The organism is Allobosea sp. P1_A7 (genome assembly GCF_056406775.1).
Window position 1 is genome coordinate 1 of record NZ_JBFTZN010000131.1, and the last position, 22,685, is coordinate 22,685.

General features: G+C 64.6%; 19 protein-coding genes and 3 pseudogenes. 13 read left to right on the top strand and 9 right to left on the bottom strand.

The window, feature by feature from the left end; all coding sequences use genetic code 11:
• Positions 1-918: 918 nt before the first annotated feature.
• Entirely contained in the window at positions 919-1,065 is a 147-nt protein-coding gene (locus tag AC1D34_RS21530; protein ID WP_441493805.1) for a hypothetical protein, read from the top strand.
• 362 nt (positions 1,066-1,427) lie between these two features.
• Here the strand turns inward: AC1D34_RS21530 and AC1D34_RS21535 are convergent, their stop codons facing one another.
• Both AC1D34_RS21535 and rsgA read right to left on the bottom strand, forming a co-directional pair.
• Positions 1,428-1,583 carry a DUF1127 domain-containing protein gene (locus AC1D34_RS21535; protein WP_441493807.1) on the bottom strand — a complete coding sequence of 52 codons (156 nt, stop codon included), beginning with the start codon at positions 1,581-1,583 and terminating at the stop codon, positions 1,428-1,430.
• 382 nt (positions 1,584-1,965) lie between these two features.
• The gene (gene rsgA, locus AC1D34_RS21540) at positions 1,966-2,856 is read right to left on the bottom strand and encodes a ribosome small subunit-dependent GTPase A (RefSeq protein WP_476825261.1); all 891 of its coding nucleotides are present in this window, start codon (positions 2,854-2,856) and stop codon (positions 1,966-1,968) included.
• Positions 2,857-3,539: 683 nt separating this feature from the next.
• Here rsgA and AC1D34_RS21545 point away from each other — a divergent pair.
• A complete protein-coding gene (locus tag AC1D34_RS21545; protein ID WP_476771136.1) occupies positions 3,540-3,695 on the top strand; it encodes a DUF1127 domain-containing protein in 156 nt (51 codons plus the stop codon).
• A 302-nt stretch (positions 3,696-3,997) separates the two neighbouring features.
• On the opposite strand, the pseudogene AC1D34_RS21550 reads toward AC1D34_RS21545, so the two are convergent.
• A pseudogene (locus AC1D34_RS21550) lies at positions 3,998-4,219 on the bottom strand (integrase); the annotation flags it as partial.
• A gap of 285 nt (positions 4,220-4,504) precedes the next feature.
• Here AC1D34_RS21550 and AC1D34_RS21555 point away from each other — a divergent pair.
• From AC1D34_RS21555 to AC1D34_RS21585, 7 genes and pseudogenes are all read left to right on the top strand, one after another.
• On the top strand, positions 4,505-4,813 hold the full coding sequence (locus AC1D34_RS21555) for a hypothetical protein (protein WP_476771119.1): 309 nt from the start codon (positions 4,505-4,507) through the stop codon (positions 4,811-4,813).
• Positions 4,814-5,198: 385 nt separating this feature from the next.
• Positions 5,199-6,107 carry a LysR substrate-binding domain-containing protein gene (locus AC1D34_RS21560; RefSeq protein WP_441493667.1) on the top strand — a complete coding sequence of 303 codons (909 nt, stop codon included), beginning with the start codon at positions 5,199-5,201 and terminating at the stop codon, positions 6,105-6,107.
• A gap of 98 nt (positions 6,108-6,205) precedes the next feature.
• A complete protein-coding gene (locus AC1D34_RS21565; RefSeq protein ID WP_441493666.1) occupies positions 6,206-7,264 on the top strand; it encodes a D-2-hydroxyacid dehydrogenase in 1,059 nt (352 codons plus the stop codon).
• Positions 7,265-7,499: 235 nt separating this feature from the next.
• Positions 7,500-7,694: pseudogene (locus AC1D34_RS21570) on the top strand (ABC transporter substrate-binding protein); the annotation flags it as partial.
• A 61-nt stretch (positions 7,695-7,755) separates the two neighbouring features.
• Entirely contained in the window at positions 7,756-8,808 is a 1,053-nt protein-coding gene (locus AC1D34_RS21575) for an ABC transporter substrate-binding protein (RefSeq protein ID WP_476825262.1), read from the top strand.
• 64 nt (positions 8,809-8,872) lie between these two features.
• A complete protein-coding gene (locus AC1D34_RS21580) occupies positions 8,873-9,793 on the top strand; it encodes an ABC transporter permease (RefSeq protein WP_441493664.1) in 921 nt (306 codons plus the stop codon).
• Between the two features lie 33 nt (positions 9,794-9,826).
• Positions 9,827-10,705: an ABC transporter permease gene (locus AC1D34_RS21585; protein ID WP_441493663.1), complete on the top strand. Its 879-nt coding sequence runs from the start codon at positions 9,827-9,829 to the stop codon at positions 10,703-10,705.
• Positions 10,706-11,309: 604 nt separating this feature from the next.
• Here the strand turns inward: AC1D34_RS21585 and AC1D34_RS21590 are convergent.
• From AC1D34_RS21590 to hisD, 6 genes are all read right to left on the bottom strand, one after another.
• Entirely contained in the window at positions 11,310-12,893 is a 1,584-nt protein-coding gene (locus AC1D34_RS21590) for an ABC transporter substrate-binding protein (protein WP_441493662.1), read from the bottom strand.
• A gap of 8 nt (positions 12,894-12,901) precedes the next feature.
• The gene (locus AC1D34_RS21595; protein ID WP_476825263.1) at positions 12,902-13,879 is read right to left on the bottom strand and encodes an aminotransferase class IV; all 978 of its coding nucleotides are present in this window, start codon (positions 13,877-13,879) and stop codon (positions 12,902-12,904) included.
• Positions 13,872-15,365 (bottom strand): M81 family metallopeptidase, encoded by a 1,494-nt coding sequence (locus tag AC1D34_RS21600; protein ID WP_476825264.1) that lies wholly within the window; start codon positions 15,363-15,365, stop codon positions 13,872-13,874. Before AC1D34_RS21600 ends, AC1D34_RS21595 begins: the two co-directional genes overlap by 8 nt.
• A gap of 105 nt (positions 15,366-15,470) precedes the next feature.
• Positions 15,471-16,364 (bottom strand): ABC transporter permease, encoded by an 894-nt coding sequence (locus tag AC1D34_RS21605; RefSeq protein ID WP_476825265.1) that lies wholly within the window; start codon positions 16,362-16,364, stop codon positions 15,471-15,473.
• On the bottom strand, positions 16,361-17,302 hold the full coding sequence (locus tag AC1D34_RS21610) for an ABC transporter permease (protein ID WP_476825266.1): 942 nt from the start codon (positions 17,300-17,302) through the stop codon (positions 16,361-16,363). Before AC1D34_RS21610 ends, AC1D34_RS21605 begins: the two co-directional genes overlap by 4 nt.
• Before the next feature lie 5 nt (positions 17,303-17,307).
• A complete protein-coding gene (hisD, locus tag AC1D34_RS21615) occupies positions 17,308-18,612 on the bottom strand; it encodes a histidinol dehydrogenase (RefSeq protein WP_476825267.1) in 1,305 nt (434 codons plus the stop codon).
• A 155-nt stretch (positions 18,613-18,767) separates the two neighbouring features.
• Here hisD and AC1D34_RS21620 point away from each other — a divergent pair, with 155 nt between their 5' ends.
• The 4 genes and pseudogenes from AC1D34_RS21620 to AC1D34_RS21635 all read left to right on the top strand — a co-directional run.
• Positions 18,768-19,571, top strand: coding sequence for an XRE family transcriptional regulator (locus AC1D34_RS21620; protein ID WP_476825268.1), 804 nt, complete (start codon positions 18,768-18,770; stop codon positions 19,569-19,571).
• 201 nt (positions 19,572-19,772) lie between these two features.
• Complete coding sequence (locus AC1D34_RS21625) at positions 19,773-20,612, top strand: MurR/RpiR family transcriptional regulator (RefSeq protein WP_476825269.1); 840 nt, start codon at positions 19,773-19,775, stop codon at positions 20,610-20,612.
• Between the two features lie 349 nt (positions 20,613-20,961).
• Positions 20,962-22,427, top strand: a pseudogene (locus AC1D34_RS21630) (MFS transporter).
• On the top strand, positions 22,424-22,685 hold a 262-nt coding region (locus AC1D34_RS21635; RefSeq protein ID WP_476825270.1), incomplete at its 3' end, for an aspartate/glutamate racemase family protein. The pseudogene AC1D34_RS21630 and the gene AC1D34_RS21635, both read left to right, overlap by 4 nt.

Sequence of the window (22,685 nt, forward strand, 5' to 3'; positions counted from 1 at the left end):
AATCCGAAGACTGCGGACCATCTGTTCGACTGGAGTTTTTTGCGCTCGGAACGTTGGGGTCCATCGGGATGAGCCTGGGCATCAGCTCCTGAGGTTTCAGCTTCGCCCCGGTGGCGGCGACAACCCGCGCGCTTTACCGGCCGTCATTGTCATGGTTTCCCGCACCCAGAAATGAGGCGAAATCCGATGCTGCTGCGTGGAATCGCCGTTTTCACATCCTTTCCCCTAGCTCTGGCGGCTGCCGAATTCGGATCAACCGAAAACGGCTCCAAGTGGGTCCCTCGGCTTGGCGACGTGGTTCCTCGTTCGATCCGGGTCGTGGGCCTCGACGGCGAGGCTCGATCCTTGCCTTTTGGCATGGTGATCGTCGATGGGCGAATTGTCGTACTGGTGAAGGCAGGCACGAGGGAGATTGTCGACATCACATCGGATGAGCCAGTCGGTGCGCCTCCGCTCCCAAGGAACCCTTCAGCGCCGCTCCGGCCACGCGGCGAGCGGTTTCAATAGGACACGGGCCTCGGCGCACATTCCCAGGAACATGATCGCCGCTAGCCGCGGGGGGCAACTTTCCGTGTGTGCGGGGCAAGACAGCCAAGTGCGAGCGTGCGCCGATAGCGGGCGGGAAGCACCGCAGCGGCGATTTCGTTCGGTCAGTCGGTTTTCACTCGAAACCTCTGGCGAAAAACCCCGTAGACACCAGTTTGGGAGAGCCCTGGCGCTACGGGGTCTCCTGCACCCGGCAGTGTCACCCAGGGGAGGGGTGCCGGGGAGCCTTGGATTAGTGCCGGCCTATCCGCTACCCCCACCTCCTGCCGCCGAAGATTGTCATGGCAAGGTCGTGCAATGCCGCATGGTGCTGACGATAGGCAGCCTGGTCAAGCGCTGCGCTGGACATCGTCCAGCAGCTTTTGCCCGGAGATGGAGACGCTGACGGCGCAATGGCTGGCCAGCACCGACGAGGCCCAGGCGCACGGTGCCCCAGTCCATCGTCTGCACGTCGACATTCAGGCCGAGCCGCTCGGCGCCATGAGCGGGCTCTGGCTTCCGGCCCGAAAGCAGAGCTGAAGCCAGCGACGGTGACACGTCCGAAACGACCCATTCCCGGCGTTTGGAGCGTCCGCTCTTGGGTCGGTCGACTCGCGAGAGGCCAAGCTCGCGGACTTGGCGCGGAAGTTTTACCCAATCAGGTTTCGTGGCGGCGAGGCTGCCTCCGATGACAAGGACGGGTTGATCTCGGGCTTTCACGGCTCGGATGAGTTCTCAGCCGGATTTCGGGTCAAGTGAAAACAGCCCTGAAATGCAAAATGCCCGCCGTGAGGCGGGCATTCGCTCTTCGACCGAAGCTCAAGGGGAGGGAATCATGAGCCCCGGGAGAAACTACCTGGAACGCGCTGCGCCCGGTGACGCGGCGGTTCTATTCAGTGACTTCAGGCCGCAGCGTGCGAGCGGGCGATGAAGGGGATCTCCGAGCGTGACAGCCCAAGATCGTCGAGCTCACGGTTGGTCAGACGCGACAGCTCGCGAACCGTCTCGCGATAGCGCAGGAAGGCGCGGATTTTGGCGGCAATCATGGTGACGAACATGGTGATATTCCTCTACCGGATATTCCGGACCGGGGCGGTGCCCACAGCGACAATTTCGTTGTGCACTGCACATAAGCCGATCGGCCCGCCGCAATTAGGGGCTTTACTTCAGCTTCGATATGCATACAGAGCATGCATCATTTGTAAATCAGTAATTTTCTGGTCTCATCATGCGTTGAATGCAGTCATCGTTTCAAATGAAACCGATATTCTGCCTAGAAAATGGGCTGCGCGGCGGCAGGGTCACCGAGAGGTATCCCATCCGGACGCCGGGCCACATGGTCGTCCGGATAGTCGTSGATCGTCGCGCGCTGGCGGGCGAGGGGCCGTATCACCGGCGTCAGCTCCAGGATGAACAGGCTGAGGTTTGGGCTCGGCCGAATCAGACGCCCCGCCTACCGCCCCTTCCCCTCGGCCCCTTCACCTCCGGCGACTTTGCCCTGTTCTCTAGATCGAGCTTGCGCCAGCGTGCCAGACGCTCAGGGTCGATCGCGCCCTTGGAGACTGCCTCCTGAACCGCGCAGCCGGGCTCGTGCTCATGGGTGCAGTCGCGGAAGCGGCAGAGCGGGCTTAGTTCCGTGATCTCGGCGAACAGCGTTTCGAGACCAGACGCCGCATCGCTGACATGGAGCGTGCGCATGCCCGGCGTATCAATCACCCAGCCGCCGCAGGCAATCGCATGCAGCGAGCGCGACGTCGTGGTGTGGCGCCCCTTGGCGTCGTGGTCGCGGATGTCGCCGGTCTGCTGCGGTTCGCCATCGATGGTGCCGGAAAGCGCGTTCACAAGAGTCGATTTGCCGACGCCGGACGAACCGACCAGCGCGAGGGTGCGGCCTTCGCCACACCAGGACGCGAACGCAGCCGCCGCGTGAGAGCTGCGCGGATTAACGGTTGCAACAGCCAGCCCGCGCTGCAGGGCGGCGGCCTGGTCGAGATAGGGCTGCACGTCGGGCACGAGATCGGCCTTGGTCAGCAGGATGACAGGTTCGGCTCCGCTCTCATTGGCCAGCGCAAGATAGCGCTCCAGGCGCGCGACGTTGAAATCAGCATTGCAGGAGGTGACAATGAACAGTGTGTCGATGTTGGCCCCGGCAAGCTGCGGCGTCATGCTGCCCTCGGTGCGCCGCGCCAACACCGTCGCGCGCTCCAGCCGGCGCCGTAGCAGATGTGTGCTGGGCTCCACCAGAACCCAGTCACCCACCGTGAAGTCGCCTGTATTGGTATGGACCGGCAGCTTGAGCCTGATCGGCCCATCGGGCGTGATTGCGCTCATGCGGGTGCGGTGCACCGAGCCGATGCGCGCAGGCCGGAGGCAGGCGTCATCTGGTCCGCATTGATCTGCAAAGAAATCCGTCCAGCCCAGCGCCGCAAGGGACAGTGGTGCGGAGGCAGTGTCGCCTTGTGTCACAGTATCGCCCCACCGCTCGGCGTCCTCGTCATGGGCGACGATAGAGCGGGGTTCAGCCCGGCTTGCAAGCGCCGCAAGGAAAGCTGGCAGCCGCGCTACGCCAGGTGCAGACATTGGCGCATGGCCCGGAACCAGACATTCGCATGCCGCGAAAGGGACGTCCGTTCGCGACCCAACTCCGACATTTGCGGTGAGCCGCTGACGGTCAAAAGTCGCCCATTCCCGCCCCCTCGGACGTCCGCATGCGGGCGGTTCAACTTCGCAATCGGCAAGGTGCCGAAATCGCGTAGCCAACGCGGTGAATTCCTGCTTTCGGCCACAGCCCGTTTTCTAGGCGGAACATCGGTTGCATTTGAAACGATGACTGCGCTCAACGCATGATGAGACCAGAAAACTACTGATTAACAAATGATGCATGCTCTGGATGCATATCGGAGCTGAAGTAAAGCCCCTAATTGCGGCGGGCCGATCGGCTTATGTGCAGTGCACAACGAAATTGTCGCTGTGGGCACCGCCCCGGTCCGGAATATGCGCTAAGGAAACACACCATGTTCGTCACCATGATTGCCGCCAAAATCCGCGCCTTCCTGCGCTATCGCGAGACGGTTCGCGAGCTGTCGCGTCTGACCAACCGTGAGCTCGCCGATCTTGGCCTGTCACGCTCGGAGATCCCCTTCATCGCCCGCTCGCACGCTGCGGCCTGAAGTCACTGAATAGAACCGCCGCGTCACCGGGCGCAGCGCGTTCCAGGTAGTTTCTCCTGGGGCTCATGATTCCCTCCCCTTGAGCTTCGGTCGAAGAGCGAATGCCCGCCTCACGGCGGGCATTTTGCATTTCAGGGCTGCTTTCACTTGAGCCGGAATCCGGCTGCGAACTCGTCCGAGCCGTGAAAGCCCGAGCTCAACCCCTCCTTGTCATCGGGGGCGACCTCGCCGCCACGAAATCCTGATTGGGGCAAGCTTTCCAATGGGGCGAACGAAGCGGGAGGATGCCAGGCTCGAAGGCCCCCAAGCACGACATCAGCCACGCGGAGGCGAACGAGATCGCATCCGCGCAGTTTGCTATCGATTGCGAGATTGAACATCGCCAAATCGCGGATCCGGCCCTCATGCTGGAGCCGGGTGCGGGTGGCCMAAATGTGTCTCGGCTTCAGAGGCGGCCTGGGTCCAATAATGCGACCGGTGTTCCAAACCTGCCGCTGCCGTTGGCTTTGAGTTTCGACATGCATGGCAATTCCCCTTGGGGCGCCGCATCCGCAACTATCCTACCAATGATGTGGCTGCGCTGCTTCGAGCCATTCCGTTATGCGCGACTAGCTGCGTACGAGAAGCGCCAGGTTGAGATCCAGCCGCAAAGCGGACGTTCCGCTGGGCGGGCTTCACTGTTGATGCCGGAGCGCGGCAGCCTTGGATGTTCTGGCTGCAGCGACGTAAAAGGCGCCCAGCTACAGAAGAGCGTTGGCCGTGCTCGCGCAGGCTCAGGGCTTCCGACCGATAGAAATCGAGGAACTACCATGAGTGAACGCAGCCAGCTTTGGAGGGCGCCTCTACAGGGCGGCGGCCGCTGGCAATACGAAGGCAATGTTGAGATCGCTCACGGTGCCTGGGTTGGCAAAAGCCCGGATGGCCAAAGGCGGAGTGGYGTCACCGTTCGCGGGGTTATGGCTTCCGGAGGGGGCAATTCAAAGGTTGTTATGCAGATCGGCACCGATGACTTCCTGAATCTGTTCCGAGCTATGTGCGCCGAAGACCGAGAGGCAACGATCATCGCCTTTTCCCAGGCGATTAAAGAGTGCATCAGCCCCGGAGAGGCAGAAGCTTAACCGCTTCGTCCCGGGCTAAGGCGCCCGCTTAGGCGTAGAAACAGTCCAAAGGCAGCGCCTCGCCGCTTGGCGAACTCTGATTTCCACACGTCTCGGTCGTTCGGCGTCAGAAGCGCCGAGTTCCGGCCCGCGCCATTTGCAGACATTGGCGAGTTGCCCAGAAGCACACGTACGAGTGCGCTGGCCGGAGTTCTGACCGAAGCCGTGAGTAAGCGGCGTACAGCGGTTACGTGCCGATGACGCGCACTCATGCTGGAACCGACCAACCCGATCGAGGCGCAACAATTCCGCTACGCCGTGACAATGCCTGCTGGAGGCTTGAGTCGCACGCGCCTTATGAGAACGACTCCATTGACATGATTAAATATCATGTCAATGGAGTCAGATGCCTGACTTCCCATCCCTGAACGGTCTGCGCAGCTTCGAGGCGACGGCGCGTCTCGGCAGTATGACACGCGCGGCATCGGAACTCGGCGTCACGCAAAGCGCCGTCAGCCGCGCCTTGTCCTTGCTGCAGGCGGAACTTGGCTTTCCGCTGTTCCTGCGCACCAAGCCGTCAATCCAGCTGACGTCGAGCGGCGAAGCGATCTTCGTCGAGTTGCGCCACTCATTCGATCGGATGCGGACGCTGCTCGCGCGCCTTCGCCAAGATCAGAACGCATACGGATTGACCATCAACGTGCTGCCGACCTTCGCGCTGCGCTTCCTGATTCCGCGCCTGCCGGCATTCAAGGCGCAGCATCCGGACATGCAGGTCGACATCGTCGTCGGTGAGCAGGCGATCGATTTCGCCCTCGACGCCGTTGATGTCGGCATCCGCTATGGAAATGGCGACTGGCCGGGCGTCAAAACCTATCGGATACTGGACGAAGAACTGGTGATTGTCTGCGCGCCGCGGCTGCTCGAGGGCCGCACGGCGATCGATCCCGGGGCGCTTCGCCCCGAACAGCTCATTCGCCACACTACCCGGATCGAGGCCTGGCCTGAATGGTTCGAGAACCTTCATCTGCCGACGCCCACGCCTGCTGGCCTCGGCTTCGAGCATTTCTTCATGGTGATCGAGGCGGCCGTGGTCGGCATCGGCTTTGCCCTGCTGCCGCGGTTCCTGATTCGGCGGGAGTTGGAGAACGGCGACCTCGTTATCGCGTCACCCCATATCCTGCGCCGCGAGCAAGGCTACTTCTTCATGTGCAGCCCGCTGCGCCGGTCCGAACCGAAAATCCTCGCCTTCCGGCGCTGGCTTCAGGGCGAGCTGGCAGCCCTAACGGCAGAAGGGCGTCCTCTTGAAATGTGAAAAATTCTCATGATAGTCATGTCCGCCGCCTGGATCTGTCCGACAATCAGACCGGCGCGCCGGGGTCGCCGCATGCCATCAACCAAAGTCCGCGCGCCATGACGTCGTCGCCCGCGCATATCGCGTTCATCACCTCGCCGCTGGAGAGCGAGCATGTCGAGCGCATGCGCGCGGCGGCACCCGCCGGCGTCGACATCATCTTCGCGCCCGATCTGCTGCCAATGACGCGCTATGTCGGCGATCACAAGGGACGCGACAGCTTCCGGCGTACCGGGGCGCAGGAGCGCCGCTGGCGTGAGGCGCTCGGACGCGCGACGATCCTCTGGGATTTTCCAACCGGCGCGGAGGATGAGCGAGGCCTTGCGCTCGCGCCGAACGTGCGCTGGGTGCAGACGACCAGCTCGGGGGTGGGACAGCAAGTCCATAGCTTCGGGCTTGCGCCGACCGACCTGATCGTGACCACGGCTCGCGGCGTCCATGCTGACGCGCTGGCGGAGTTCGCATTTCTCGTGATGCTTGGCCATGTGAAGGATCTGCCGCGCCTGCAGCGCGATCAGCAAGCACATCGCTGGGAGCGCTATTGCGGCGGAGAGCTCTCCGGCAAGACGGTTGCGATCGTCGGCGCCGGTAAGGTCGGCGCCCGCATCGCCGCACTCGCGCGTGCGTTCGACATGTCGGTGACAGCGGTCGTCAACAATCCGTCGCCAGCGCGGAGCGCCGAATTGTTCACGACGGATATCTACGGCCAGCCGGACCTGCACAAGGCGCTCGCCAGCGCGGACTATGTCGTTCTCTGCACGCCGCATACGCCGCAGACCGAACGCATGCTCGATCGCATGGCGTTCGCCGCGATGAAACCCGGCGCCGTTCTGATCAACATCGCGCGCGGCCAGGTTGTCGATGAGGCGGCGCTGATCGCGGCGTTGTCGAGCGGGCGGATCGCGTTCGCCGGCCTGGACGTCGCCGCGGTCGAACCGCTTCCGCCGGGATCGCCGCTCTGGTCGATGCCGAACGTGCTGATATCCCCGCACTCGGCCAGCACCGCGCCGAGCGAGAACGGCAAGATCGTCGACATCTTCATCGAGAATCTCGGCCACTACGTCGCCGGCCAGACGGAGAAGATGATCAACGTGCTCGACAAGGCGCGCATGTATTGAGCCAAAACCTGCCGCGGCCAACGGCGCGCGCAGGATGCGGCGAAGAGGAACGAGGGAGGAGAGCATGATGAAAGCCCGGTGCAAAAGCCTGCTTGCTGCGTCGATCGCCCTGGGCGCCGCGCTGTCGGTGCCTGCCGCCGCGCAGGAGGCCAAGCCGCAATATGGCGGCGAACTCGTGCTCGCTGGACAGCTCGACAAGACGATGTTCCCCGGCCGCAACACGGACGCCGGCGGCATGGACGTTTACTTGAACGCCTGCGAGACGCTGGTCGAGCTGACAGCCGATCGTCAGATCAAGCCAGTGCTGGCTGAGAGCTGGACAACGTCCGAAGACAAGAAGACCGTGACGTTCAAGCTGCGGCCGGGCGTGCAGTTCCACGACGGCACACCGTTTAACGCCGAGGCGGTCGCCTTCGTCTTCAACGAAGCACTCGCTAAGAAATTCCTTTATGTCAGCCTGCTCGAGGGATTGCAGAAAGTCGTCGCCGACAATGACGGTCAGGTGTGCGCTCTTCAAGAAGAACGACAAGTACTGGCAGAAGGGCAAACCTTATCTCGACAGCATCCGCATCCTCTTCGTACCGGATGTGACGACGCGCCTCGCGATGCTGGAGAGCGGCGAGATCGACCGCGCCCCGGGCATTCCGAATTTCGACATTCAGCGGCTGGCCAAGGACAAGAGCATCGCGCTACGGACCATGCCGAGCCTGCAGCAGCATTATGTCGTCATCAACAATCTGGTGAAGCCGCTCGACGATCCCAAGGTGCGGCAGGCGCTCAACATCGCCGTCGACAAGGCCGGCATCGTGCAGTCCGTTTTCGCAGGCACCGGTGCCACGTTATCGCAGGCTCCGACATTATCGCCCGGCGTGTTCGGCTTCGCCGATATGCGCGAGCCCGGCAAGGACACGATCTTCCCGTTTGATCTCGCCAGGGCGCGGGAGATGCTGAAGGAGGCCGGATACGAGGATCGAAATGGCGACGGCTTCGTCGAGGACGCACAGGGCAAGACGCTGTCGCTCAAGCTTTATGGCCGGAAGGCTGGAACGGGCGACTACGAAATCGCGCAGCTCGTGAAGACGTTCCTCGAGAAGCTTGGCGTCAAGACCGAGCTCACGATCCTGGAGAGTGCGACGTTCAGCGCTGCGCTCTCTGTCGGTCCGAAGGATGCGAAATACGATCTCGCCGTATTGTCCTGGACCGTGCCGACGGCCGATCCAGACGAGCCGATGATGTATATGACGCATACAAAGGCGTGGAAGCCGGCCGGCGCCAATCGCATGTTCTTCTCCAATCCGGAGACGGACAGGCTGGCGGAGGCGGCGCATGTGGAGAGCGATCCCGCGAAGCGCGCCGAAATTGTGCGGCAATGGATGGCCGAACTTCTGAAGCTCGCGCCGGTCATCTACCTGCCGACGCTCAACCTGACCGACGCGACGCGCAGCTATGTGCATGGTGGCGTCTATCTGCCGTCGAATGTTTATGACGGGACCTTCGCCTGGATCGATCAAGCCGAGCGCAAGCGCCAGGGGATCAACCGCTGACGCTCATGAAAGCCGCTCTTCCTCCAATGCTCGCGCCGGCGGCGTGCCGGGAGCCTGACTGCGCATGATGAAGATGATCGCCAGCCGACTGGTCTTCATGATCGTTGCCGGGCTCCTTTTGTTGACGTTTCTGTTTTGCTTGTTCCATGCGATCCCCGGCGATCCCGCGCGCTTGATCGCCGGCGACAGCGCGCCGGAAGAGCTGGTCGCGAGCATCCGCACGGCCTACGGGCTCGATCAACCGCTTGGCGCGCAATATGTGGCCTACATGGGCAAGGTGCTGACGGGAGATTTCGGCGTTTCGAACTTCTCGCGTCAGCCTGTGCTCGCGATCGTCGGTCCGCGCCTGTTGAACACTGCTCTCCTGGCTGCCTGGGCGATGCTTTTCGCGACGACGATCAGCCTCGTCCTCGGCTCGCTCTCCGCCATGTACTGGAGCCGGCCGATCGACAGAGGCGTGTCGCTCGTCTCGCTCATCGGCATCTGTACGCCGATCTTCGTGTCGGGGATCGTCGCGATCTATTTTTTCGGGGTCTATCTGCGCTGGCTGCCGATCGGCGGCATGACCACCTGGCGTCACTACGTCATGCCGGTGTTGACGCTTGGTTTTGCGCAAGCGGCGGGCTTCACGCGCATGGTCCGCGCCTGCATGATCGATGCATTGCAGCGCGATTTCATCGTGACCGCGCGCTCCAAAGGCGTCCCCGAGCGCACGATCGTCTTCAAGCATGCACTGCGCAATGCATTGCTGCCGATCATCACCTTTTTCGGCCTTGGCCTCGGCAGCATGCTCGGCGGCGCCGCAGTCGCAGAATCGATCTTCAATTGGCCCGGCCTTGGCCGGCTCATGGTCGATTCGATCCTCACGCGCGATCTTCCACTGACCCAGGGCTGCATCTTCGTCTTCGCGATGATGTTCGTGCTGGTGAATCTGATCGTCGACCTGCTCTACCGCTGGGCGGATCCGAGGCTAGCCCATGATTGATCGGACAGCCTCGCCGCACCGGGCACGTGGCACATGAATCTGTTCAGGCACTATGCCCGCGATCGCGTCGGCCTTTTCTTCGGCGTGATCCTGGCCCTGTTCTACCTCGTCGCGATTCTCGCGCCGTGGATCGTTCCGTCCGACCCGCTGGAAACCAACCTGACGGCGGGGCTGTTGCCGCCATCCGCCAGTCATTGGTTCGGAACGGACCAGTTCGGGCGGGACACGCTGGCACGCGTGATCCTTGCGACGCGCGTGACTTTGCAGATCACGACGGCTGCGCTGCTGTTCTCGTTGCTGCTCGGCGTGCCGATCGGCATGGTCGTCGGCTATAGCGGAGGTCTCGCCGACGCGATCGTGATGCGCCTGACCGACATGATGCTGATCTTTCCGACGATCATGATCGCCATCGTGATCGTGGTCGTGGTTGGTCCGTCGGAAAGGGGCGTGGTGATCGCGCTTGGACTGTCGCAGCTCCCGAACTTCATCCGCATCGCGCGCAGCGCCGCTCTCTCTGTCCGACAGGAACTCTATATCGAGGCGGCGATCGCCGCTGGCGCAAGCTGGTCCGACATCCTGGTTCGACACGTGCTGCACAACATTTCCGCTCCGGTGATCGTCAAGGCGACCATCACGCTTCCCGGATTCGTGATCGGCGCGTCCTCGCTTAGCTATCTCGGCCTCGGCGTGCAGCCGCCGATGCCGGAATGGGGGCAGATGCTGAACGAGGCGAAGGGCTTCCTCACTCGCGCACCCTATCTGATTATCGGTCCCGCGCTCGCGCTATCCCTCTTCGTGCTCGCTGCGAACCTTGTCGGCGACAGCCTCAACGAGGCGCTTGATCCGAAGCTGCGCAGCCGCCGCCTTCTGCCGCTGGCGATGCTACGCCGACGCCAGGGCCAGAAGCCATGACCGCGCTTCTCGAGGCAAGGATTTGCGCGTCCAATTCGTGACGCCGTCAGTTCCACCCGCTGAATTCCAGTCATCAAGAGAGAAGTCGTCGCGTTCTGCGTCGCCCTCCCTGTCGTCAGAGCCGCTCGTCGAAATTTCTTCGGCTAGGAGCATATCCTTCGAGAGCAGGCCCGCATCCTCGAGCCCTTCCAGGTCGGGCAGGTCGCGCAGTCTGGCAAGACCGAACACCGGGCGGCCGCTGCCTGCAGCGCTGAGGCATCCTGCGACAACCTGCCAGCACTCTCCTCATCGATTCCAGGCACGCCGGCCTTACCCAATTGCAGACATTCCGAAGGTAGAGGCTGGGCCACTTTTGACCATCGGCCGGCGCGCCAACCGGGCAGCCCGTAAGCAGACTCCCTGGATGTCGGGAAAGGGCCAACTCCGACCACCCGACGCCGATCTCCATGGGTCTCAAATGGGTTGGGACTGCGCGTCGAGCAGATCCAGCCGGTGCTGGCGCCGAGCGGACAGGGTGAAGCGCGGCCTGACCAGCCCCAGCCGGACCTGATGCCAAAACCCGCCGGATCGCTCCGGCGGGTTTGCTGTGGCTGCGGACCGGATGTCAGACCCGGCGGACGTTCCAGAACAGGGGGGAGGAGGCCGTCAGGATGCCCTGCAGGTTGCGGCGATAGGCGGTCTTGGGGATGATCTGGCCGAGCGGCGCGACCGGCACGGTGGTGAGCGCGCTGCGCTGCACATCGTCCAGCAGCTTTTGCGCCTGGGCCTCGTCGGTGCTGGCCAGCCATTGCGCGGTCAGCGTCTCCATCTCCGGGCTGTCATGCCAGCCGAACCAGCCGGACGCGCCGGCGCCGCGGATATAGAGGTTCTCCGCCGGGTTGGTGACGGAGGAGCCCGGCCAGTTCGTGTGAAAAATGCTCCAGCCGCCGCGCTCCACCGGCTCCTTGGAGGTACGCCGCTGCACGACTGTGCCCCAGTCCATCGTCTGCACGTCGACATTCAGGCCGAGCTTCTTCAGCAGATCGGCCGTGATGTCGCCCAGCGGCGCGATCAGCGGATGATCGGCGGCGTGAAGCATGACGATCTTCTCGCCCTTGTAGCCGGAGGCCGCGATCGCGGCTCTGGCCGCCTTCAGATCGGGCGGCTGCTTCATGATCTCGGCGCCCAGTTCCTTCACCCCCGGCAACCCGCAGGGGAACATCGCCTGGCAGGTGCGGAAGCTGCCGGTATCGCCGGCCATCACCGTCTGCATGTAGTCGTCCTGCGTCACGGCCGAGAGAATGGCCCGCCGCAGCGCCGGATTGTTGAACGGCGCCTGCTGATGGTTGAACCGCATCCCGAGGATCAGCCCGTAAGGATCGAGCGTGCTGGTGGCGATCTCCTTGTTTGCGGTCAGCGTCGACATCAGGTCGGGCAGCGGGCGTTCCCACCAGTCGACTTCGCCGCGCTGCAGGGCGCCGCCCGCCGTCGCCGGGTCGGTGATGACATGCCATTCGACGCGGTCGAAATTCACGCGCTTGCCGCCCGACGTCCAGTTGGCCGGCTCCTGGCGCGGCACATAGCCCTCGAATTTCTCGTAGACCATCCGCGAGCCTGGCACGAACTCGTTAGCGACGAAGCGGAACGGCCCCGACCCCACCATCTCCTTGACCGGCGCCATCGGGTCGGAACTGGCGATCCGTTCCGGCATGATGAAGGCAGCGGACGAGTGCGGCTTGCCGAGCGCGCGCAGGAATTGCGGGAAGGGCCGCTTCAGCCGCACGCGGATCGTCTTGTCATCGACCGATTGCCAGTCGTCGACGACCGCGCCGAGCGCCTGGCCAAAACTGTCGCGCATGCTCCAGCGCTTCAGGCTGGCGACGCAGTCGCGCGCCCGCACCGGCTCGCCGTCATGGAATTTCAGGCCGTCGCGCAGCGTGATCTCGTAGGTCCTGCCATCGTCGGAGACCGTGGCGCCGGCCGCCATCTGCGGCTGCGGCCGCAACTGGTCGTCGACGGCAAAGAGATTGTCGAACACGCAATAGCCATGCGTGGTCGAGACCGCCGCCGTGGTCACGATCGGGTCGAGGATGGCGAGGTTGGTTTCCGGGATGAATTTCAGCGTGCGCGCCGCCGTGCCTTGGGCGATGGCCGGGCGGGCAAGCGTGGCGGCGCCGGCTGCGGCGATGAACTGACGTCTGTTGAACATGGCAGGTCCTACTCCGAGGCAGAAGGGGCGGGGACGACGTAGTCGACGGGTTCACCGAGCCAGCCATCGGCGCGGCGTTGCCAGTAGGCGGCGTGGATCCGGGCGGTGAACGGGCCCGGTCCGTTGCGGATGGCCCTGGTGCCGACCGAGGTGACCGGCAGCACGCCGCCGGCGGTCGTCGTCAGGAAGATCTCGTCGGCCCCGAGCAGCGCTGTTACGGGAACGTCGGTCGCCTCGACCGCCATGCCGAGATCGGCGCAAAGCTCCATCACGGTGCGCCGTGTCATGCCGTCGAGCATGCCGCTGCGCGGGGTCAGCAGCGTCTCGCCCCTGCGGATGAAGATATTGAAGCCCGGGCCTTCCAGGACATGGCCCTGGCCGTCGGTCAGCACGACGGTCTCTGCGCCATGGTCGAAGGCCTCGAGCAGGCCGAGCTCGAAATCGAGCCAGTGGTAGTGCTTGACCATCGGGTCGACGGAGTTCGCCGGCACGCGATGCCGGCTGCCGACATGGAGATGCAGGCCGCGCTGCTGCACCTCGGGCGTCGCGATCCAGACATAGGGGATGCAGAAGGCCTGGAAACGCTGGGTGCAGAGCCGGATGTCGCGGCTGCCGATCGGCGGCCGGCCGCGCGTCATGATGATCTGCACATAGGCGTTGTCGAAGCCGGCGGTCGCGATCAGGGCGTGGACCGCGCTGTGGATCTCCTCGCGGCTGAGCGGCGAGGTCATGCGCAGGCGCTCCAGCGAGCGCCAGAACCGATCGAGATGGTCGTCGAGGCGAAACAGCAGCCCGTCCCAGGCCGAGATCGTCTCCTGGCAGGCATCCGAGCGCAGAAAGCCCCAGTCGAGCAGCGGCAGGGTGGCTTCCGCCACCGGCACGATCCTGCCGTCGATCCAGGCCGTGCCTTCGGCGAAGCGCGGCTCGATCGGCGGGCGGTTGCGGCTGCGCGTCGGCGCCGGCCAGGAAAGCAGGGGGTCAGTCACGGCTCATCTCCATGAAAACGGGTTGCGCCTGGTCGTCGCAGGGCCAGAACGGGCGCTGCTTGACGTGCCAGTCGATGCTGGCGAGGTTCGGGTTCGTCGGGCCCGCGCCGCCGACCATGACCCAGGAGGTCCCGGCATCGAGCAGGGTGCGAAAATTCATCGGGTTCTTGAAAACCACGATCTTGCAGTCGCCGATGTCGATGCCCGCAGCCCGGTATTGCTCGTCCGCGTATTCGTAGGTCGCGTGGGTCGGCACGACGATGCGGAGCCGGCCGGCCCGGAGCACCGCGGTCGGCCCCATCTGGCCGGGCGTGCCGGCGCTAATGCCGGCCGAATAGGTGAAATGGCCGTCATGCAGGCTCTCGACCACCGCCTCCACCGCGACCGGCGGATGGAAGCGCGGGTCGAGGCCTGAGCCGATTTCGACGTGGATCCTCTGGCCGACGCCGAGCGCGAAGGCCCTTGCCGCAGCAGCGGGATCGACGACCAGCACGGCCGCCTCCACATTGAGCCCGGCGCGCAGCAGGGCCGCCAGCACGGCCGGCGCATCGCCGGGCGCGCCGCCGCCGACGCAGTCGGGCGCATCCGAGATCAGCACCAGCTCGGGACGGGCAACGGCCTCAGCGACGGCCTCGTCGGGAGACAGGCAGGGGATCTCGAAGGCGCGGCGACGGTCCCACATCGCCTGCACGATCTCGCCGGCCACCGCGGTGGCAGCTGCCGGATCGGCATCGGTCACCGCGACGCCCGCGATGCCGATACCGTCGATGTCGAGCCAGGGCTGGACCGGAAAATAGCTCGCGGCGAGCGCGCGCCCGTCCGCCTCGATCTGGCGCGCGAGCTGGCGCAGCTCCGCCATCGGCGCATCGCCATGGGTCGCGCCGCCGGCGACGGGCAGGAGCGCGTCGATGCGCCGGAGCCGGGTCACGGGCCGGATCCGGCCATGCAGTGCGCCCGCCAGCAGTTCGGCTGCACGCCGCCCGGTGCCATGGGCGTCGACATGGGGATAGGTTTCGTAGCCGACGAGGATGTCGGCATTCCCGGCCATGCGCGGCGTGACATGGGCGTGCAGGTCGAGGCTCACGGCAATCTTGATGCCGGGGCCGAGCGCCGCGCGCAGCGCCGCGAGCAGGGCGCCCTCGGGATCGCTCTCGCCCTCGCAGATCATCGCCCCGTGCAGGGCGAGGAAGACGCCGTCCACCGGCTCTCTCAGGATGCCGGCGACGATTGTCTCGAAGGTCTCGCGGTAGAAGCCGCCCTCGACGACGCCGCCGGAACCGCCATGGGCGACGAGGACGGGGAGGACCTCGAGCCCTTCCTTGCGCAGCGCCTCGAGCGCGCCGGTGACGGCAAGGTCGCGGCCCTCGATTGCCGGGAGGACGGCTTCGCCTTCGACAAGGACCTTTCGGGCGAAGCTGTCGCGCCCGTTGATCTGCTGGGAGAGCGTATTGCCCTCGAATTCAAAGCTGGCCAGTGCAACGCGCATGAATGTCCTTCCCCTTATTGTTGGATTGCCGGCAATGCTCGCGGTCAGGGTCGAAACCCGTCCGGGCGCGCTCCCCGCGCTTTCGCTTCCCGCACGCGCTTTCCCTCACAAGCTCTTGGCGATGCGCGGATCGAGCGAGTCGCGCAGGCCGTCGCCGAGCAGGTTGACCGCCAGGACCGTGATCGAGAGGAAGATCGCGGGAAACAGCACGATATGCGGCCTGACCTGCCAGAGCGCGCGGCCCTCGGCCATGATATTGCCCCAGGACGGCGTCGCAGGCGGGATGCCGGCCCCGATGAAGGACAGGATCGCCTCGATGATCATCGCGCTGGCGCAGATATAGGTCGCCTGCACCAGCATCGGCGCCATGGTGTTGGGGATGATGTGCCGGATGATGATCCGCGGCGCCCTGGCGCCACTGGCGACGGCAGCCTCGACATAGGGCTGTTCACGCAGCGAGAGAACGACGCCGCGTACGAGTCTGGCAACGCGGGGAATTTCCGCCAGCGTGATCGCCAGGACGACATTGCCGACCGAGCCGCGTGTCAGCGCCATCAGGGCGATGGCGAGCAGGATCGGCGGGATCGACATCATGCCGTCGATGGCGCGCATGATCACGCCATCGGCCTTGCGCACGAAACCGGCGAGGACGCCGATCGCCAGGCCCGCCAGCGAGGCAAGCGCCGCGACCGCAAACCCGACGACGAGCGAGACGCGGGCGCCATAGACGACGCGCGAATAGACGTCGCGCCCGAGCATGTCGGTGCCGAACCAGAATTGCTCCGAGGGCATCCGGGTCCGCCGCGCCGGCGAGATCTGGGTCGGATCGATCGTCCAGAGCAGCGGCGCCAGCACGGCCATCGCGACCATGGCAAGCAGCAGCCCGCCGCCGACCGCGACCGACGGGTGCCGGCCGAGATAGCGCAGGAGGCGCTGCAGCCGCGAGGGTCTCGCGACGAGCCGGGCCGCGCCCGCCTCGGTGCCGGTGAGCGCGGTCAATAGCGTATCCTCGGGTCGACGATGGTGTAGGCGAGGTCGATCAGCAGGTTCACCAGCACGTAGACGAAGCTGAACATCAGGATGACGCCCTGGATCACCGGATAGTCGCGCTGCAGGATCGCATCGACCGTCAGCCGGCCGAGACCGGGAATGGCGAAGACGCTCTCGGTGACGACCGCGCCGCCGATCAGGAGCGCGATGCCGACGCCGATGACCGTGATCACCGGCACGGCGGCGTTCTTCAGCGCGTGCAGGAACAGGACGTTGCGATGGCTGACGCCCTTGGAGCGGGCGGTGCGGATATAATCCTGCTGCAGCACCTCGAGCATCGTCGCCCGGGTGATGCGGGCGATCAGCGCGATATAGACGAAGCCGAGCGCCAGCGCCGGCAGGATCAGGTTGCGCAGCCAGGGCCAGACACCCTCCGCGAGCGGCGTGTAGCCCTGCACCGGCAGCCATTCGAGCTTGAGCGCGAAGACATAGGCGAGGAGATAGCCGACGACGAAGACCGGAACGGAAAAGCCGAGCACCGCAAAGGCCATCGCCGCCTTGTCGACGACGCTGCCGGCGTTCCAGGCTGCGAGCACGCCCATGGGAACGGCGATGAGCACGGTGACGAGCAGCGTCAGCACCATCAGCGACAGCGTCGGCTCGATGCGTTGCGCGATCAGCAGCGTGACCGGCCGCGACGTGAAGATCGAGGTGCCGAGATCGCCCTGCACGACGCGCCAGGCCCATTCGCCGAAGCGGATCAGATAGGGCCGGTCGAGGCCGAGGCTCTGCCGGATGCGCTCGACCTCGGCCGGCGAGGCCTGGTCCCCGGCGATCACGGCAGCGGGATCGCCGGGCGCGATATAGAGCAGCGAGAAGACGAAGAGGGCGACGAAGGCCATCACCGGGATGGCCGCGACGATGCGCCTGATGATGAAGGAGAGCATCAGGACTATTCGGCCGCGGCGCCGTAGGGGATGTTGCGCCCGCCGAAGCGGCGGACGCGGATATTGGCCTGCTCGGCATGGCCGACGAAGCCTTCCATGATGCAGAGCCGCGAGCAGGCTTCGCCGATCAGGACCGAGGCCTCGTCGGTCAGGATGCGCTGATAGGTGCAGGTCTTCAGGAATTTCCCGACCCAGAGGCCGCCGGTATAGCGCGCCGCCTTCTTGGTCGGCAGCGTATGGTTCGTGCCGATGACCTTGTCGCCATAGGAGACGGTGGTGCGCACGCCGAGGAAGAGCGAGCCGTAATTCTTGAGGCGATCCTGAAAATATTGCGGGTCCGCGGTCATCACCTGCACATGTTCCGACGCGATCCGGTCGGCTTCCTCCGCGAGTTCCTCCACGCTGTCGCAGAGGATGACCTCGCCATAATCCTCCCAGGCCTGGCGCGCGATTTTGGCGGTCGGCAGGATGGCGAGCAGCCGCTCGATCTCGCGCATCGTCTCGCGCGCCAGCGCCTCGGAGGTGGTCAGCAGGATCGCCGGCGAATTGACGCCGTGCTCGGCCTGTCCGAGCAGGTCGGTGGCGCAGATCTCGCCATCGACCGTCTCGTCGGCGATGATCAGCGTCTCCGTCGGGCCGGCGAAGAGATCGATGCCGATCCGCCCGAAGAGCAGGCGCTTGGCCTCGGCCACGTAGGCATTGCCGGGGCCGGCCAGCATGTCGACCGGCTTGATCGTCTCGGTGCCGAAGGCCATCGCCGCGATCGCCTGGACGCCGCCGAGGCAGTAGATCTCATCCGCGCCGGCCAGATGCTGGGCGGCGACGATCAGGGGGGCGGGGGCGCCATTGAAGGGCGGCGCGCAGGAGATGATGCGCTCGCAGCCCGCGACCTTGGCGGTGACCACCGACATATGCGCCGATGCCAGCAGCGGATATTTGCCGCCGGGCACATAGCAGCCGACATTCGCGATCGGGATGTTCTTGTGCCCGAGGATGACGCCCGGCAGCGTCTCGACCTCGATGTCCCGGAGCGCCGCGCGCTGCGCCTGCGCGAAGTTGCGGACCTGCTCCTGGGCGAATGCGATGTCGTCGCGCTGCTGCGTCGTCAGCCCGTCGACGCAGGCCCGGATTTCGGCGTCGCTCAGCCTGTAGGAGGCGCGGTCGAGCCCGTCGAACCGTGTGGCAAGCGCACGCACCGTTGCATCGCCGCCCGTCTCGACCTGCGCCAGCAGCTCCTCCACCGCCTTGGTGAGAGCCTTGTCCTGAACCGCATCGTCAAACCGTGCCGCCGTCTTCAAGCGCCTGATCATCACTGCCTTCCACACCACATCTGAGCGCAAGTGTTCGGCGCTGCCGTGCCGGCTGACAATTTCGCAGTCGCTTGATTGCTGACGCGAAGTGACGCAGTGATCGCGTCATCATGCTGCTGATGCTTGGGGGGCGGGGCGCTTTGAGACCGGATGGCGTGGAACGATTTTCGGCGAACCTGAGGTTCCTCTGCGAGCGGCACAGCTCGATCACGGCCGTCTGCCAGAAGATCGGGCTCAACCGGCAGCAGTTCAACAAATACCTCTCCGGCGTGCACCTGCCGTCGCCCGGCAATATCCGGCTGATCTCGCAGTTCTTCGGGCTGGGCACCGCCGTGCTCTTCGCCGACCCCGACGAGGTCCGGATGCTCGTCGACGGCAATTATTTTCCGGTGCTGGAACGGCTGCGCGGCTCGCGCCAGTTCGACGCCTTCATGAATGCAGCCGTACTCGGCGCCAAGCGGGAGACGCCCGATATCGCGGGGGTCTATGACCGCTACCAGTATTCATCGATCTACAAGGGCGCGATCATCCGCTCGCTGCTCTGCATCTACCGCAACGAGAATCTCTACCAGCATTGCTATCTCGAACGCTTTCCGAGCGCGGAAGCCCGCGGAAAGACGGATTACATCTTCAAATATCACGGCTTCACGGTGCCGCTGGCCGGGCGGATCTTCTTCTTCGATTTCGAGAGCGTCCAGAAGAACGAGCTGACGACCTCGATCCTGATGCCGGTTCAGCGCAGCAAGACCAAGTTCATGTTCGGCATCGCCAGCGGCATCGCGGCGACCATGCTGCGCGAGCCCTATGCGACCAGGACCGCCTTGCATTATCGCCGCGCCGGCCTGATCGGCAGGGCGGACATGGCCATCGCCACGACCTTGCAGCCCGACGACCCCTCGATCCCGCGCGATGTCCTGCATTATCTCGGCGATGGCAGCGACATGCTGCGGGTGAGCTGAGCTGCGCTGGCGGGGACTGGAACGGGGGGCTGAGAGTTCGGCCTGAACCGCAGCGCCTCGCTTGGAGCCCCGCGCAACTCACCTGAAGAGCTCAACATGGCTTCGAATGGTCGGACGACCCATTCGCTACGCCAGCTGCTGCTTGCAATGAAAGCCATGACGGAAGAGGTTGCGTTACCTCCCATGCTTGCGGCGCCGGTCATGAATTCCAAGGAAAAGTCGTTTCTGAACCGCGTGCGCAGCATCCTGTCCGATCTATCCCCTGCCGAGCGGCGCCTCGGCGATTTCGTCTGCGACTTTCCCGGCGAGGTCGCGACCTATTCGGCCCAGGAACTGGCGGCGCTGGCCCATGTCTCGAAGGCAACGGTCTCCCGCTTCGTCCAGCGGCTGGGCTATGAGAGCTACGAGGAGGCCCGCCGGCACGCCAGGCTCGACCGGCAAAGCGGCTCCCGCCTGTTTCTGACCACGACGGACACGAGCGGCGAGCAATCGATCGCCGCCAATCTCTCCCAGGGCATCGCCAATCTCGAGGAAACGCTGCGGCCCATCGGGGAAACCCAGATCAGCGGCGCGGCCGAAGCGATTTTGGCGGCGCGCAAGGTCTGGGTCATCGGCTTCCGGGCGAGCTTCGCCTTCGCGACCTATCTGCAATGGCAGCTGACGCAGGTCATCGAGAACGTCGTCGCCATTCCCGGCGGCGGCCAGACCTTTGGCGAGCATCTCGCCAGCCTTTCTCCCGACGACGTGGTGATCTTCTTCGGCTTGCGCCGGCGTGTCTCGCAGACCGAGGCGCTGCTCGATCAGATCGGCAGGTCGGGCGCCCGGCTGCTTTTCGTGACGGATGAGAGTGCCGAGTACGAGACGCGCAGCCAGTGGCATTTCCGCTGCCAGACTCTGGCGCCGGGACCGCTGTTCAACCACACGGCAGTGATGGCGCTCTGCCATCTTCTCATCATGCGCTGCATCGAGATCGCCGGTGCCCCGGGGCGCACGCGCCTGCGCAATATCGAGGCGTTGAACGACGCGCTCGACGAGCTCTGAGATCGTCCAAAGCATGCTGCGAAAAAGTGGCAACGGTTTTTCGCGCTAGGCACGCTCTAAACGATGAGCCGCGGCCCTGGTCGGAACCTCTCCCTTGTGAACGGCCTTGCAATCCCTGACGCAAGAAGCGGCAGGGATTGCGCATTTATGGTGCTTTACGAAACTGTAGTTTCAGATAGCTTCATATGAACGAATTGTTCCAATGGCGCCCGAAGGAGACGGGCCGTTCTTGGAACCAGAGGGAGCATACGACCACTTCCAGGGCAGCAGCAGACGGCGCAAGCCTCGCACCAGCCGAAAAACAGCGGGAGGCCTGCGCGAACCATCACGAACGATCAGGGGAACGATCATGGCAATGGACATCTCGCAGCCACCAGGCGCATCGACGCCGATGTCGCGTCAATTGGAAACCGCATTCAGCAGGATCGGCGTCACCGGCGCTCACAAGAAGATCCTGGCACTGGTCCTTATCGGCTGTCTGTTCGACAGCTTCGAACAGAACACCATCGGCGTCGCCGGCCCGCTGCTGCGCCAGCACTGGGGCCTGACGGGCGCCGATATCGGCCTGCTCAACACCATCACCTTCGGCAGCGCCGCGATCGGGCGGCTGATGTCGGGCATTCTCGGCGACCGTTACGGGCGCCGCGTCATGCTGACCATCAACCTGCTGCTGTTCTCGATCGGCTCGGCCGCCTGCGCCTTGGCCCCGGACTTCTTCACGCTCTGCATCGCGCGCGCCATCGTCGGCTTCGGCGTGGGCGGCGAGATCTCCACAGCCGTGACCATGCTCTCCGAATTCTGCTCCTCCAAGTTCCGGGGCACTGCGGCGGGGCTCGTCAATGTTGGCGCCGGCGGCTTCGGCAACTTCCTCGCCCCGGCCTTCGGTCTGCTGATCTTTACGCTGTTTCCAGGCGAGGATAGCTGGCGCTGGCTCTTCGCCGCCTTGGCCGTGCCGGCGCTGCTGGCCGTGTTCTATCGGCGCTACGTGCCCGAGACGCCGCGTTTCCTCGCGTCCCGGAACCGGTTCGACGAGGCCAACAAGGTCCTGTCGATCCTCGCGTCCGGAAGCCTGCGGCCGCGCAATCTCGTCGTGCACCCCTATCTCACCGCCGATGCGACGCAGGCCCCGGTCAAATCCGACTGGCGCGAGCTGTTCCGCCAGCCCTTCCTCGGTCGGACGATCCCGGTCGCCATCGCCATCCTGATGAGCTATGGCGCGCAGCTCTCGGTGCTGACGCTGATGCCGCTGATCTTCGTCTCGATGGGGTATACGCTGCAGGGCAGCCTGCTCTACAGCATGATCATCCAGAGCGGCAGCGTGCTGGGCGCGATCGCTGCCTCGACCTGGGCTATTATCTGCCCCGGAAGCTGGTTCTCACCGTCGGCGCCGCCCTAGCGTGCGTTGCAGCCGTGTCGATCGCCTATCTCGGCAGCAATATCTACATGGTGCTGCTGTTCGGTGCGATCTTCCAGTTCTTCGTGCTGCTGCTCAACACCTCGATCTGGATCTATGCTCCCGAGCTGTTCCCGACGCGGATCCGTGCCTTCGGCGTCGCGCTGATCCTGGCGACCGGTTCGGCCGCCGGCTCCTTCGTGCCGCTCATCTCCGGCATGCTCTTCGACAAATACGGCATGGTCGGCGTCTTTTCGCTGGCGGCTGCGATGTATGCGGTCTTCGTGCTTTGCATCCAGATGGGCCCGGAAACCTATGGCCGGTCGATGGAAGACATTACCCAACCGGCCGAGACCGATGTCCCGGCGGCCGAGCCCCTTGCCGACCCACTTGCCCAACCAGCGAAGGCAGCGAGAGCGTGACCCGGCATATCCTGTTGATCAATCCGAACAGTTCGCAGTCCACCAGCGCGATGATGCAAGCCATCGCGCAGCGGGCGACGAAGAACGCGCTGGCCGTGGCAGTCGCCACGGCCGAGCGCAGCCCGGTCATGATCGTGACGGAGGACGACCTGCTCGCCTCGGCCGAAGAGGTCGTCGAGATCGGCCTGCGGCACGCCGCCGATTGCGTCGGCATCGTCGTCAGCGCCTTCGGCGATCCCGGGCTCGACGATCTCAGGC